This window comes from Streptomyces sp. NPDC054770 (assembly GCF_053611985.1).
The window spans coordinates 1-12,378 of record NZ_JBSHBL010000048.1 but is presented as its reverse complement, the minus strand read 5'-3'; the positions used below and the strand labels follow the sequence as shown (position 1 = coordinate 12,378).

Annotated in this window: 15 protein-coding genes; 11 read left to right on the top strand and 4 right to left on the bottom strand. The window is 71.2% G+C overall.

Annotated elements, in window-relative coordinates:
- Positions 1-10: 10 nt before the first annotated feature.
- The gene (locus tag ACWGKQ_RS33495) at positions 11-349 is read left to right on the top strand and encodes a hypothetical protein (protein ID WP_453295776.1); all 339 of its coding nucleotides are present in this window, start codon (positions 11-13) and stop codon (positions 347-349) included.
- Positions 350-510: 161 nt separating this feature from the next.
- On the opposite strand, the gene ACWGKQ_RS33490 is transcribed toward ACWGKQ_RS33495, so the two are convergent.
- A complete protein-coding gene (locus ACWGKQ_RS33490; protein ID WP_453295775.1) occupies positions 511-1,191 on the bottom strand; it encodes a hypothetical protein in 681 nt (226 codons plus the stop codon).
- Positions 1,192-1,591: 400 nt separating this feature from the next.
- On the opposite strand from ACWGKQ_RS33490, the gene ACWGKQ_RS33485 reads away from it, so the two are divergent.
- A complete protein-coding gene (locus ACWGKQ_RS33485; RefSeq protein ID WP_453295774.1) occupies positions 1,592-2,251 on the top strand; it encodes a response regulator in 660 nt (219 codons plus the stop codon).
- On the opposite strand, the gene ACWGKQ_RS33480 is transcribed toward ACWGKQ_RS33485, so the two are convergent.
- The 3 genes from ACWGKQ_RS33480 to ACWGKQ_RS33470 all read right to left on the bottom strand — a co-directional run bounded on the left by ACWGKQ_RS33480 (position 2,212) and on the right by ACWGKQ_RS33470 (position 4,585).
- Complete coding sequence (locus tag ACWGKQ_RS33480; protein ID WP_453295773.1) at positions 2,212-3,255, bottom strand: DMT family transporter; 1,044 nt, start codon at positions 3,253-3,255, stop codon at positions 2,212-2,214. The two genes, ACWGKQ_RS33485 and ACWGKQ_RS33480, sit on opposite strands and share 40 nt — an antisense overlap.
- Positions 3,252-3,776: a MarR family winged helix-turn-helix transcriptional regulator gene (locus tag ACWGKQ_RS33475; RefSeq protein ID WP_453295772.1), complete on the bottom strand. Its 525-nt coding sequence runs from the start codon at positions 3,774-3,776 to the stop codon at positions 3,252-3,254. Before ACWGKQ_RS33475 ends, ACWGKQ_RS33480 begins: the two co-directional genes overlap by 4 nt.
- A 65-nt stretch (positions 3,777-3,841) precedes the next feature.
- Positions 3,842-4,585, bottom strand: a complete 744-nt coding sequence (locus tag ACWGKQ_RS33470) for a sulfotransferase-like domain-containing protein (RefSeq protein ID WP_453295771.1) — start codon at positions 4,583-4,585, stop codon at positions 3,842-3,844.
- A 380-nt stretch (positions 4,586-4,965) separates the two neighbouring features.
- On the opposite strand from ACWGKQ_RS33470, the gene ACWGKQ_RS33465 reads away from it, so the two are divergent.
- The 9 genes from ACWGKQ_RS33465 to ACWGKQ_RS33425 all read left to right on the top strand — a co-directional run.
- Positions 4,966-5,541, top strand: coding sequence for a hypothetical protein (locus ACWGKQ_RS33465; protein WP_453295770.1), 576 nt, complete (start codon positions 4,966-4,968; stop codon positions 5,539-5,541).
- Entirely contained in the window at positions 5,531-6,583 is a 1,053-nt protein-coding gene (locus ACWGKQ_RS33460) for a BtrH N-terminal domain-containing protein (protein ID WP_453295769.1), read from the top strand. The genes ACWGKQ_RS33465 and ACWGKQ_RS33460 overlap by 11 nt, the downstream gene beginning before the upstream one ends.
- 31 nt (positions 6,584-6,614) lie before the next feature.
- Positions 6,615-7,919, top strand: coding sequence for a DegT/DnrJ/EryC1/StrS family aminotransferase (locus tag ACWGKQ_RS33455; RefSeq protein ID WP_453295768.1), 1,305 nt, complete (start codon positions 6,615-6,617; stop codon positions 7,917-7,919).
- Entirely contained in the window at positions 7,916-8,773 is an 858-nt protein-coding gene (locus ACWGKQ_RS33450; RefSeq protein ID WP_453295767.1) for a transketolase, read from the top strand. Before ACWGKQ_RS33455 ends, ACWGKQ_RS33450 begins: the two co-directional genes overlap by 4 nt.
- Positions 8,770-9,717: a transketolase family protein gene (locus tag ACWGKQ_RS33445; RefSeq protein ID WP_453295766.1), complete on the top strand. Its 948-nt coding sequence runs from the start codon at positions 8,770-8,772 to the stop codon at positions 9,715-9,717. The genes ACWGKQ_RS33450 and ACWGKQ_RS33445 overlap by 4 nt, the downstream gene beginning before the upstream one ends.
- A 56-nt stretch (positions 9,718-9,773) precedes the next feature.
- Positions 9,774-9,950: a lysine biosynthesis protein LysW gene (locus ACWGKQ_RS33440; RefSeq protein ID WP_453295765.1), complete on the top strand. Its 177-nt coding sequence runs from the start codon at positions 9,774-9,776 to the stop codon at positions 9,948-9,950.
- Positions 9,951-9,954: 4 nt separating this feature from the next.
- Positions 9,955-10,821, top strand: coding sequence for a lysine biosynthesis protein LysX (gene lysX / locus ACWGKQ_RS33435; RefSeq protein ID WP_453295764.1), 867 nt, complete (start codon positions 9,955-9,957; stop codon positions 10,819-10,821).
- Positions 10,818-11,843, top strand: a complete 1,026-nt coding sequence (argC, locus tag ACWGKQ_RS33430; RefSeq protein WP_453295763.1) for an N-acetyl-gamma-glutamyl-phosphate reductase — start codon at positions 10,818-10,820, stop codon at positions 11,841-11,843. Before lysX ends, argC begins: the two co-directional genes overlap by 4 nt.
- Before the next feature lie 19 nt (positions 11,844-11,862).
- A partial coding sequence (locus tag ACWGKQ_RS33425; RefSeq protein WP_453295762.1) for an amino acid kinase family protein occupies positions 11,863-12,378 on the top strand: 516 nt, incomplete at its 3' end.

Genomic DNA, 12,378 nt, shown 5'->3' with positions numbered 1-12,378 from the left:
CATCCTCGCAATGAGCGGTACCGAGCCCGTCGGCCTGCTGCAAGTGGAGCTCGTGTACGAGCGGCCCTCGGCGAACAGGGTGGTCTGCCACGCCCGTTGCGTCAGTGTGGGGCGGAGTGTCTTCCCCGGCGATTCGGTGCTTCCGGTGGACAGCCCAGTGGATGCCGGGACTCCCCCGGCCCGGGTGGTCCGGATACACCGGGCGCCGTTCGGAGAGTTCTCCGAACTGTCCCCCGGCTGGCACGCCGTCGTCGATCTCGAAGGCGCGGACCTGTCCTGGGTGCAGCCCGATGCGAACCTGCGAGTGGTCCCGCCGACGGCCGGCACGGAGCAGGGGCGGACGGGCTGAGCACCGCCTTCGGCGGCAGCCGGCCAGCACCGGTGCCGCGGTGATCGGCCCGACGGGCCGGGGCCTCTCCTCGGAGAGCCCCGGCCCGTCGGTCTGTCTGCCCACCGGCCCGGAGGCGAGGCCTCCTCACGGGCCCAGGAAGAGCTCGACCACGGGCACCGTCACCTCGGGGCGGTCTGACGGGGGGTGATCCTCCACAGCAGGTGCTGGATCAGCCGCAGTGCCCGTTCGGCGTCCCAGAGCCGGGGGGAGGCCAGCGGGCCGCTCTCGGCGCGCAGTTCGTCCGCCGGGAGATCCTCGCGGGTCGGCAGGGCGTGCAGAAGGTCTTTCAACAGTGTGCCGAAGTCTTCGCCGAGCGGTTCGGAGGCCGCCCGGCGCAGCTGCTCCAGCGCCGCTTCCACCGCGGCCAGCCGGGCGAGTACGGCGGTGTCGTCGACGACCTCCCCGGGCGGCGGCGCGAAGCCCATGGAGCGCACGATCCGTTCGGCCACGGCCGCGTCACCCGGTGCGTCCCGCCACTCGCGGGCGTCCATGGCGTCCTGGGCACGCAGCACGATCCCGGCCACCGCACGGGCGACCGGCCGGGGGTGCAGGGCGAGCGGGCGGCCCGGCCACTCGCCCGCGTACTCCGCGAACGAGGGGTCGCCCAGGATGTCGCTGTCCACCTCGATGTAGTCGATGTCGATCCGCTCGTGGGCCTCGGAGTGCTCCCACAGCAGTTCCACCGGGTGGTAGTCGTGTTCGTACAGGAACGTCCACCACGCCCTTCGGGGAACCGGGGCGTCGAGCAGCCCAAGCTTGATCCGGCACTGGTGACACACCACGTCAACGGGCTCCCACACGACTGCCTCCACAACCTCGGTCGGAATTCCGGTAGCCGGCCGGCGGACCGGTACCGCGCGGAGCCGGTGGACCTGCCTGACCGTCCGTTCCGGCAGTATGGCCTGATTTCTGCGGTGCGAGTGCCTGCGGGGTCGCTTGTTCGGAGCGAGGAGCGTGCCGTCGATGGGGCGGGGAAGCCGATATCCGGCGGCAGTCCGCAACGACCGTGGAGGCGCGGCGATCAAGGGAGGAGAGCGCGGCAAACTGCCGTAATCCTTTGGCACGGAGAGTTTTATCAGGCGTGCCTTTTGGCGGAATTGTGCGGCTTTGCCGTTACTTGGTTGCAGTCATGTAACTTCTGATCATACGGTGACCGGAAGAAATCCCTGTGGAGGAACCGGGAGACGCGGTGAAATGGGAATGAAAGTGCTCGTGTGCGATTCGGTTCCGGTTGTGCGGGACGGTCTCAAGGTCCTCCTGTCTTCGGCGCCGGACGTGGCGAGTGTTTCCACCACCGGAAATGCCGTCGAATGCCTCGTCATGGCCCGCTCCTTACGCCCCGACGTTCTGATAGCGGACCTCAACCCGGAGGGCATGGACGGCATCGATTTCGTTCACCGGGTGATCCGGGAAAGCATGCAGGAACGGGGTGAGCGACCCCGCGTGGTCGTCTTCACCAGTGAGCTGACCGACCGGATCATAGAGACGATGTTACGGGCCGGAGTGATAGCCCTCCTCGAAAAGGAGACCGGGCGCGAACAGCTTCTCACCGCGGTCAGGGCGGCGGCGCGGGGTGAGGTCATGCTCGCCCCCAAGGTGACCGGGAAGCTGGTCTGCTGGTTCAGGAGCCAGGGCTTCGGGCCGGCGCCGCGCCTCGATCCCCAGGTGGAGTCACTGACCCCGCGTGAGCGGGAGATACTCGTGCTCGTCGGCGAGGGGCTGCCGATCGAGGAGATCGCGGCCAAGCTCGTCATCGGCGTGGCGACCGTACGCACGCACATCTACCGTCTGAGGCACAAGCTCCATGTGCGGGACCGTGCTCAGCTCGTCTCCTTCGCACACAACTGCGGGTTGCTCTGATCGCTCCGGGGCCCTTCCGTGCCGGAGCCGGCCGACGCCTCGCCGGACTCGCCGGACTCGCCGGACTCGCCGGACTCGCCGGACTCGCCGGACTCGCCGGACTCGCCCGACTCCTCGGACGACTGGCCGGGAACCTCGATCAGGAACATCGCCGTCACCACCAGGGCGCCGCCGGCAAGGGTGGAGACGGTCAGGCGCTCGCCGCCGACCAGCACGGCGAACAGCCCCGCGAAGACCGGCTCCATGGTGAGGACCACCGCCGCCTGAGTCGCCGTCACATGCGACTGCGCCCAGGTCTGCACCATGTAGGCGAAGGCCGAGGCGAGCACCGCGGTGACGAGGACCGCCGTCCAGGCGCTGCCGCTCTGCGGAGGCCGCAGGCCATGGGCGTGCGGGAGCGCGCCGATGACGCACATCGACGAGGCCGTCGCCAACTGGACCACGGTGAGCGCGTAGGCGTCCCGCCCGGGTGACCAGCGCCCCAGCGCCAGCAGATGCAGCGCGAAGCAGACGGCGCACGCCAGGGTGAGCGCCTCCCCCGAGCCGAACGAGACGCCGCTGAGCGTGATGAGCGCCAGGCCGGCCGCTGCGGTGAGGACCGCCGTCCAGCCCAGCGGGGACAGGTGCTGACGGAACACCAGCCGGGCCAGGAGCGGCGTGAAGACCACGAAGAGGCCGGTGAGGAACCCGCTGACGGCCGCCGACGTGCTCTGCAGACCCAGGGTCTGCAGGATGTACGACATGCCCAGCAGGAAACCGGCCGCCGCGCCGCACCCCAGCGTCCCGCGGTCCAGGCGCCGGACCACCGAGGGGCGGACCGCGGCCATCACCGCCGCGGCCAGCGCGAACCGCCAGGCCAGGAAGTCGAAGACGGGCATGCCCTCGGTGGCGTCCTTGACGACCAGGAACGTGGCACCCCAGACGGCCGTGACGGCCAGCAGCCCGAGTACCGCGCCGAGTCGCAGCTTGCCGTGGGCCGGCCGGAGCCGGAAGCTCCCGTTCATGACGGTCCTTTCGTCCGGGCGACGGCCGCGGTGTCGACCGGGCACGACTGCCTGGGGCAGTCGGCCAGGGCGCACATACGGCAGATGCGCTGTCCGTGATCGGCGTCGGTTGTCAGGTGGGCCAGCATGCGTTCGAGGAGACCGGTCAGCACCGTTCTCTCACGTGGGCTGAGCACGGACATCGCATCGCTCATGAGGCCGCCGCGCAGTTCCAGTACCCGCTCGGCCTCACGGGTCCCCTCCGGGGTGAGGAACACGGAGACCTTTCGGCCATTGGCCCCGGGCTCCCGCCGTGCCTTGCCGTCGCGTTCCAGACGGTCCACCAGGCGGGTGGCGGCGGACTGGGTCAGGCCCAGGGGTCCGGCGAGCCGGTCGATACCCGCGCCCGGTTCCTGGAGCAGGTAGGTGAGCGCGGCCGGGGTGGCCCCGCTCTGTCCGGAGGCGCCCTCGCTCGCCGTCCGCTGCGCGTCGCCGAGCGCGGTGACCAGGGCGCCCAGCAGGTTCTCCGTCCGACCGTCCATACCATCAACGATGCATGACTCATGCATGAGTGTCAACGGCCGCATCGCCGACGGCGGCATGGGTGTCAGCGGCGGAGCGACAGGCGGTGCCGGTACAGCTCCTCGTAGTACGGCAGCTGACTGCGGTGGAAGGCCGCCAGCACCGGATGGTTGTCGACGGTGAACTCGTACTCCCGCGGGGTGCGCGTGAAGCCGGCGCTGCGGCCCGCGTCCTCGTGCCACTTCGGAGCCCTGAGCCATTCCTCGCGCATCCCGCCCGACCAGTTCAGCGTGTCGGGCCGGAAGGGAAGTCCGACCTGGGAGCAGTACTCCCGGACGGTCTCGGCGGGGTGGTCGAGCAGGTCGTCGGAGTCCACCACCGGCCCCGGAGCGCTCCCGGTCGCCTTCCGCACCGCCTCGAACAGTTCGTGCAGCCGGCCGAAGCCGATGCCGTCGGCGGTGACCTCCGGATCGAGTGCGTAGTGGGAGGCGATGACCTCTTCCGGCCGCCGGATGATGAAGGTGTGCCTGGCCTCCGTCAGGAAGCGGCGGTCCTCCAGTACCCGCGGAAAACGGAAGTCCGTCGTGTCCTTGAAGAAGACGCGAGTGGTACGGGACAGCTCCCGTACGGCTTCGATCAGCTCCGCTTCCGTCCGGACCGCGCGTCCCGCCACCTCGGTCGACCCGAAGTCCGACAGGTGTGAGAAGGGCTCGTGAAGTGTGGTGAGGTCTTCGCGCTCCATCATCATGCGAAGAAAAGCGGTGGAACGCGATCGAGGTGCGCTCCACAGTGCGATGATGCGTGGCTCCTCGGTCGTGGCGTCGCTCATGGTCGCGCCTTCCGTCATCGTCCGGCTGATCTTTCCTGATATCTCTCACGAGATCTTTCGGGAGATATTTTTTCGGAGCGTAGCACCGCGGGTGCGGGCCGCTGAAGGGTGAATTCGCCGCCGGTCCGTCCGCCGCTGTCTGCCGTCATCGTGATGATTACGGCCCCAACTGGGCCCTTCGTCGCCTCGCGCGGTATGCGCGGATTCGGCGGACGCTCCGGATAATTCCCACGGCCACCGGAGAATCATCAGGATGCTGGCCGTGCCGCGATTTCGGGGCGCCGAAACTGTCAGGGCGAAGTAATCATCCGGCGGAGGACTCCCGGGATTCGCGGATGTTTGAATCCATGGAAATGAGATGGAAATGAGAGGGAGTGATCATGCGCACTGTCGATCTGGCGCCGCACGTCAACAACGTCGGTATTTCCGCCGCCGACCACACCTCACGCGGGGCCTTCAACGTCTGGGGCAACTCGTTCCCGGCGGAACACCTGCCGGCATCGGGAGCCCTGGTGACCGTGGACGACGTTCCGTTCCGGTTCCCCCGGGTGGGGGAGGGGGACGACAACGTGCGGTGCGACGGGCAGTTCGTCACCGTCGAGGCGGGCCGTTTCGACTGGCTGCATCTGCTGGCCGCGTCCGAACGGCGTGCCGAGGACGTGGTGGAGATGCACTTCGCGGACGGCAGCGTCGACACCGAGTGGATACGCGTCTCGGACTTCTGGGCCGCGCCGCCGTGGTTCGGCGAGCGGACCGCCTTCGCGACCCCGGTGATGCACTATCCGCACCATGTGCAGCAGAGCCTCTCGGCCATGTTGTGGTCCCAGCGGGTCCCGGTCACCCGCCGGGCGGACCTGAGCGGGTTCCGGCTGCCGCCCAACGCCGCCGTCCACGTCTTCGCCGCCACCTTGCAGCCCCCCGGCACCGCAGCCCCGGAGGCCGGCCGTGACCAGTGACTCCCTGACGTCCGCGCGGCCCGGGGCACTCGTGCTGGAGGCACCCGTGCTGTGGTACCGGGACCCGGTCAGCTGCCTCCAGTCGACGTTCGCGTCGGTGCTGGCCCGGGCGGGCGTGAACCCGCTGTACGCACTCGGAGCCGGCTGGGAGTTCCGCTACGTTCCCGGCGACGTCCGGTCGGAGGAGTTCTACTACCCCTGCCGTCACCCGGGTGACCTGGGCCGCAGCCTGCTGCCGTACCACGAGGTGAGTTCGTCCTGGTGGTGCCCGGCGGACCCGGCCGATCCGCTGCGCGAGATCCGGGCTGCCCTGGCTCAGGAGCGGCTGGTCATCACCGCCGTGGACAACTACCACCTCCCCTTCAGGCCCGCCTTCGGCGACGTCCACGCCGCGCATCTGCTGATCGTGTACGGCCTGGACGAGCAGCGGGGGCTCGTCCACGTGTCCGACGCCATGCCGCCCGCGTTCCAGGGGCCGATACCGCTCGACGACTTCCTGCGCAGCTGGGGTTCGGCGAATCCGCAGGACCACCAGGACGCCTTCTTCAGCGACTCCCGGATCAGCCGGCGCTGCCTCTCGGTCTCGGTCGGCTCCGGTGGCGCCGACCCGGACCCCGAGCGGTTGGCCCGCTGGCTGCGGGCCAACCTGGAGCGGTTCGAGGACCCCGGTACGACGGCCGCTCTCGCCGGACTGCCCGGCCTCGACGGCTACCTTCGCGAACTGACCTCCCGGGCCCGCGCCGGTGAGGTCCGCGCACTGCAGGAGCTGTACCCCTTCGGCTGGGGCATGCAGGCGCAGGCCGCCCTCCACGGTGAGCTGCTGCGCGACCGCGGAGCCGCGTGGGACGTGCCGGAGCTGGCGGCGGCCGGACGCGCCGTGGAAGGCGTGGCACACGCGTGGACCCCGCTGCGGATCACCGCGGCCCACGGACTCGACGACCCGGCCGCCGCGGCGGACGACCTGCGCCGGCACGCGGGCGTACTGCGGTGGCGGCACACCGCGGCGGTCGAATCCGTGCGGCGGGCCCTGAGCGCCCTGTGAACAGCCGCTTCCCCGACCACGAGAGGACGACATGAGCAAGCTCGCAGTACTGGGCGGCACGGCCGCCGTGCCACCGGAACGGCGCCAGGTCGAGTGGCCGGTGATCCAGGACGACGAACGCAAGGCGGTGCTCGACGCGCTGGACGGCGGGCGGCTGGTCTCCGACACCGACGGCGAGACGCCGGTGAGCCTCCTGGAACGCGAATGGGCCGAGCGGTTCGGCTTCGACCACTGCGTGGCCGTCGCCAACGGCACCGCGGCGCTCTCGCTGGCCCTCGCCTCGCTGGGCGTGGGACCGGGAGCGGAGGTCATCGTCCCGGCGCTCAGCTTCATCGCCACCGGACTGGCCCCGCTGCACAACCTGGCGGTGCCCGTCTTCGCCGACATCGACCCCGTCACCTTCAACCTCGACCCGGCGGACGTCGAGCGGCGCATCACCCCCAGGACCGCCGCGATCATCCCCGTACATCTGCACGGCGCCCCGGCCGACATGGACCGGATCACCGAACTGGCCCGCCGCCACGGTCTCGCCGTGGTCGAGGACGCCGCCCAGGCGCCGGGCGCGCTGTACCGGGGGCGTCCGGTGGGCGGCCTGGGAGACCTGGGCGCGTTCAGTCTCCAGGTCACCAAGAACATCCCCACCTGCGGAGAAGGCGGTCTGCTGGTGACCGGCGACGCGGGCCTGGCGGCGGCCGCGCGCCGGGCGCGCCAGTTCGGCGAGGACATCGAAAGCGGCCGGGACCGCGACTACATCTCGCACCGGCTCGGCTGGAACCACAAGATGAACGTCCTCCAGGCGGCCTTCACCCGGGCCCAGCTGGCCCGCTTCGACGGCTACGAGCGGTCCCGTCAGGACAACATCACCCGTTTCCTGGACCGGCTCTCCGGCCTGCCCGGCCTGACCGTGCCCACACCGCCGCCCGGCGCCACGCATGTCTGGCACATCCTGCGGTTCCGCTTCGACCCGGCGGCCGCGGGCCTGCCCGGCATCGCCCCCGAACGCTTCCGCGACGCCCTGCGGCGGGTGCTGAGGGCCGAAGGGGTGCCGATGTCCCGGTACCAGCTGATGCCGCTGCCCGACCAGACCGTCTTCCGGGACCGGATCGGCTTCGGCCGCGGCTATCCCTGGGCGGCGATCGAGGACGGCGCGGCCTCCTCGGCGGCGGACGGCGACGGCCATCCCGTCACCCGCGCGGTCATCCGTGACTCGCTCACCCTCCAGAAACGCCATCTCAACCCCGGCAGCGGCGGACTCCTGGACCGGTACGCGGACGCCTTCGAGAAGACGTGGCAGAACCTCGACGTGGTCGCCGGGTTCGCGGGGGTGAGGTCATGACGGCCACGGCAAGTCCGGCGGCGGCCGGAACCGGCGCCCTGCGCGAGCGGGCCACCCGCATCCGCGAGCACGTCGCCGACATGTGCGCGGGGCCCGAGGGCGGCCATCTCGGCGGTGCCTACTCGTCCGCGGACATCATGACCGCCCTCTACTTCGACGTCATGAACGTCGATCCGGCCCGGCCGGAGGCACCCGAGCGGGACCGTTTCGTCCTCAGCAAGGGGCACGCGGCCGTGGGCCTGTACGCGACCCTCGCCGAGCGCGGCTTCCTCCCGGTCGGCGAACTCGCCTCCTACGGCCGCCCCGGAAGCCGGCTGATGGGCCATCCGGTGCGCGCGGTGCCCGGGGTCGAGGCGGCCACCGGATCGCTCGGCCACGGCCTCGCGCTCGGATGCGGCTTCGCGCTCGGGGCACGCCTGGACGGCACGGCCGCCCGGACCTTCGTCCTCATGGGCGACGGCGAACTGCAGGAGGGTTCCGTATGGGAAGCGGCCGTCGGCGCCGCCTCGCTGGGACTGGACCGGCTGGTCGCCGTGGTGGACCGCAACTCCCTCCAGCTGACCGGTGCCACCGACTCCATCGCCGCCATGGAACCGCTGGCCGACCGCTGGCGCGGCTTCGGCTGGGCCGTGCGGGAGGCCGACGGCCATGACCTCGAGGCCCTGGTGCGGGCCCTCGGCGACACACCGTGGGAGCCGGGCCGCCCGAGCGTCCTGATCGCCCGCACCGTCAAGGGCCGCGGCCTGCCGTTCCTGGAAGGACGTACCGCCAGTCACTACGTCACCTTCTCCGAGCGCAACCACGCCCGGGCCCGCGCGGTACTGGGCCGGAGCAGGAAGGACGACACCAGGTGACCACCACCACAGCGGCACCCGCGGTGACCCGCGAGGCCTACCGCGACCGGCTGATCCCGCTGCTCGGCACCGATCCGCGGCTGATGTGCCTGGACACCGACACCGGGCTGTTCGGTCCGGACCATGTCGAGGCGGCGGGCGACCGGTACCTCAACCTGGGCATAGCGGAACACAACCTGATGGGCATCGCCGCGGGTCTCGCGTTCGGCGGCCGCATGCCGTTCGTCAACACCATGGCCGGGTTCGCCAGTGCGCGGGCGCTGGAGGCCGTGAAGGTCGACATCGCCTATCCCGCCCTGCCCGTACGCATCATGGCGACCCACGGCGGACTGGCCGCCGGCCATCTCGGCCCCACCCACCACGCGCTGGAGGACCTGGCCGTCATGCGGACGCTGCCCACCATGACGGTGGTCGTGCCCGCGGACGCCGCCGCCACCGCGGCCGTGGTCGAGCAGAGCCTCGGCCTGCCGGGCCCGCTGTACGTCCGGCTGGGCCGCAAGGCGACGCCGGCCGTGCAGAGCGACGAGCCGGTGGTCGTCGGACGGGCCCAGCGGCTGCGCGAGGGCACCGACGTGGTCCTCGTCGGCTGCGGACCCCATCCGGTCGCGGCCTGCGGCGAGGCCGCCGAGCTCCTGGCCCCCCTGGGTGTCTCTGCCGCCGTGCTCAACATGCACACCCTGCGGCCCCTCGACACCGAGACCCTCCTCGCGGCCGCCGAGCGCGCCTCGCTCGTGGTCACCGTGGAGGAGCACTGGCGCAGCGGCGGTCTGGGCGGCGCCGTCTGCGAGGCGCTGGCCGAGCGGCGGCCGGTCCGGGTGCTGCGGATCGGCATGCCGGACAAGTTCTCGGACGCCGTCGGCAGCCAGGAGCACCTGCTCGACCACTACGGCATCACCGGCGCGCGGACCGCCGCCGCCGTGACCGCCGTGCTCGAAAGCCACTGACGACACGTCAAAACTCACTGATGACACATCAAAGCCCCACAGAGAAAGGGAACTTCATGACGACCGCGACCCAGACCTGCCCCGAGTGCGACGGCCCGGTGAACGTCGGCGACGCCGTCCGGCCCAGCGAGGTCATCGAATGCCCCGAGTGCCGCAGCGAGCTGGAGGTGGTCACCACCTCGCCGCTCCTGCTCGCGCTGGCCCCCGAGGCCGAAGAGGACTGGGGAGAGTAACCAGGTGGCCTCCTCCACAGCGCCCCGGACGGCGTTGCTGGCTTCCAGGATGCGTTTCGAGGAGAAGCGCATCCTGGAGGTCCTGGACCGCCGGGGAATCCCCTGTACGACGATCGACACGCGGACCGTGCGGCACCATCTGCACGACGCTCCGCCCCCCTGGGACCTGGTGCTCAACCGCGAGATCTCGGCGACCAAGGCCCTGTACGCGGCCCGCACCTTCGAGGCCGCCGGCGTCCCGGTCCTCAACTCCGCCACGGCCATCGAGACCTGCGGCGACAAGTGGCGCACCTCGCTGGCACTGCGCGCGGCCGGGATCCCCACGCCGCCCGCGGCCCTCGCCCTCACCGCCGAGGCCGCGGAGGAGGCGGCCGCGGAGATCGGCTATCCGGTGGTCCTCAAGCCCCTGGTGGGCTCCTGGGGCAGGCGGGTGGCGCTGCTGCCCGACGCCGCCGCGCTGCGCACCCTGCTGGAGTACAGCGAGGCACTGCCGTCGCCGCTGGCCAAGCTGGTCTATCTGCAACGCTACGTGGACAAGCCCGACCGGGACATCCGGGTGATCGTCGTCGGCGGCACACCGGTCGGCGCCATGTACCGGACGTCGGACGGGTGGCGGACCAACGTGGCGCGCGGCGCGGTGACCACGCCCTGCGAACTCACCGACGACATCGCGGAACTCGCGGCGACCGCGGCCCGGGAGACCGGGGCACGGATCGCGGGCGTCGATCTCGTCGAGGACTCCGGCGGCGGCCTCCACGTCCTCGAAGTCAACCACGGTGTCGAGTTCAGGGGGTTCCAGGCGGCGCACCCGGGCCGGATCGACGTCGCCGAGATCATCGTGGACCGCCTCGTCCTGGGGGTGGACGCATGATCAGGGCCGCGGTGTTCGGTGCCGCCGGCTACATCGGAGGCGAACTGCTGAGGCTGCTGCTCGGCCACCCCGAGGTGGAACTGACGGCAGCGGTGTCCTCGCGCTTCCCGGGCAAACGGATCGACAGCGTCCACCCCAATCTCCGCTCCGCGACCGACCTCGCCTTCGGCACGCCCGAACAGGCGGAGGGCTGCGACGTGGTCCTGCTGGCCACACCGCACCGCTCCACCATGGACCTCGTACGGCGCTGGGCGGACCGGACGGATCTGCTGATCGACCTCTCGGGAGACTTCCGGCTGCCCGACACGGACGTGTACGAGCGCTACTACGGGGTGCCCCACGAGGCCCCGGAGCTGCTGGACGCCTTCGTCCCGGGCCTGCCGGAACTGCACCGCGACCGGCTGCGCACCGCCCGCCTGATCAGCGTCCCGGGCTGCATGGCCAACGCCGCGGTCCTCGCCCTGCACCCCCTGGCGGCCCGCGGGCTCGCCGCCGCACCGGTCCTGGTGGACGGGCGCACCGGCTCCAGCGGCTCGGGAGCCTCCGCCGGCGACTCCAACCTGCACGCCGAACGCAGCGGCGCCCTGCGGGTCTTCGCGCCCACGGCCCACCGGCACGAGGCCGAGGCGGCCCGGCACACGGGCCTCGACGTCCGGATGACGGCGACCGGGGTGGAGGCGGTGCGCGGTGTCCAGGTCGTTTGCCACACCGAGGTGCCGGAGGGCACCGACCAGCGGGCCGTCCGCGCGGCCTACCGGGAGGCCTACGCGGACGAACCGTTCGTCCGGCTGGTGGCCCACAAGCGCGGTACCTACCGCTACCCGGAGCCCAAGATCCTGCTCGGCTCCAACTTCTGCGACATCGGCCACGCGTGGGACGACGCGTCCCGGCGGCTGGTGGTCGTCGCCGCCCTGGACAACCTCGTCAAGGGCGGCGCGGGGAACGCCGTGCAGTGCCTCAACGTGCGCATGGGCTGGCCCGAATCGTACGGACTGTCCTTCCCCGGGCTGCACCCGGTGTGAGGACCGCGAAAGGAGACCTATGGGCGCCCCCCAGCTGGTGGTCGTCAAGTGCGGCGGCAACAGTGAGGTGAACGCCGAGGCCGTCTGCGCGGACATCGCCGCCCTGGTCAAGGACGGCCACCGTCTCGTGGTGGTACACGGAGGATCGGCCGAGATCGACCGGCTCGCGGACGAACTGGACGTACCGCAGCGGCGTCTCGTCTCACCCGACGGCGTGTCGGCCCGGCACACCGACCGGGCCACCCTGGAGGTGGTCACGCTCGCCCTGGCCGGTTCGGTGAAGCCGAAACTCGTCAGCGAACTGCTGCGCAGGGGCATCCCGGCCGTCGGCCTCACCGGCCTCGACGGCGGGCTGGTGCTCACCCGGCGCAAGAAGGGACAGAAAGCAGTGGTCGACGGGCGCACCGTGGTCGTGCGCGACGATCACAGCGGCAGGATCGAGACGGTGCGCGGCGAGCTGGTCGCGACGCTCCTGGCGCACGGATACGTCCCCGTCGTCTCGCCGCCCGCCTCCGACGAGCACGGCGATCCGGTC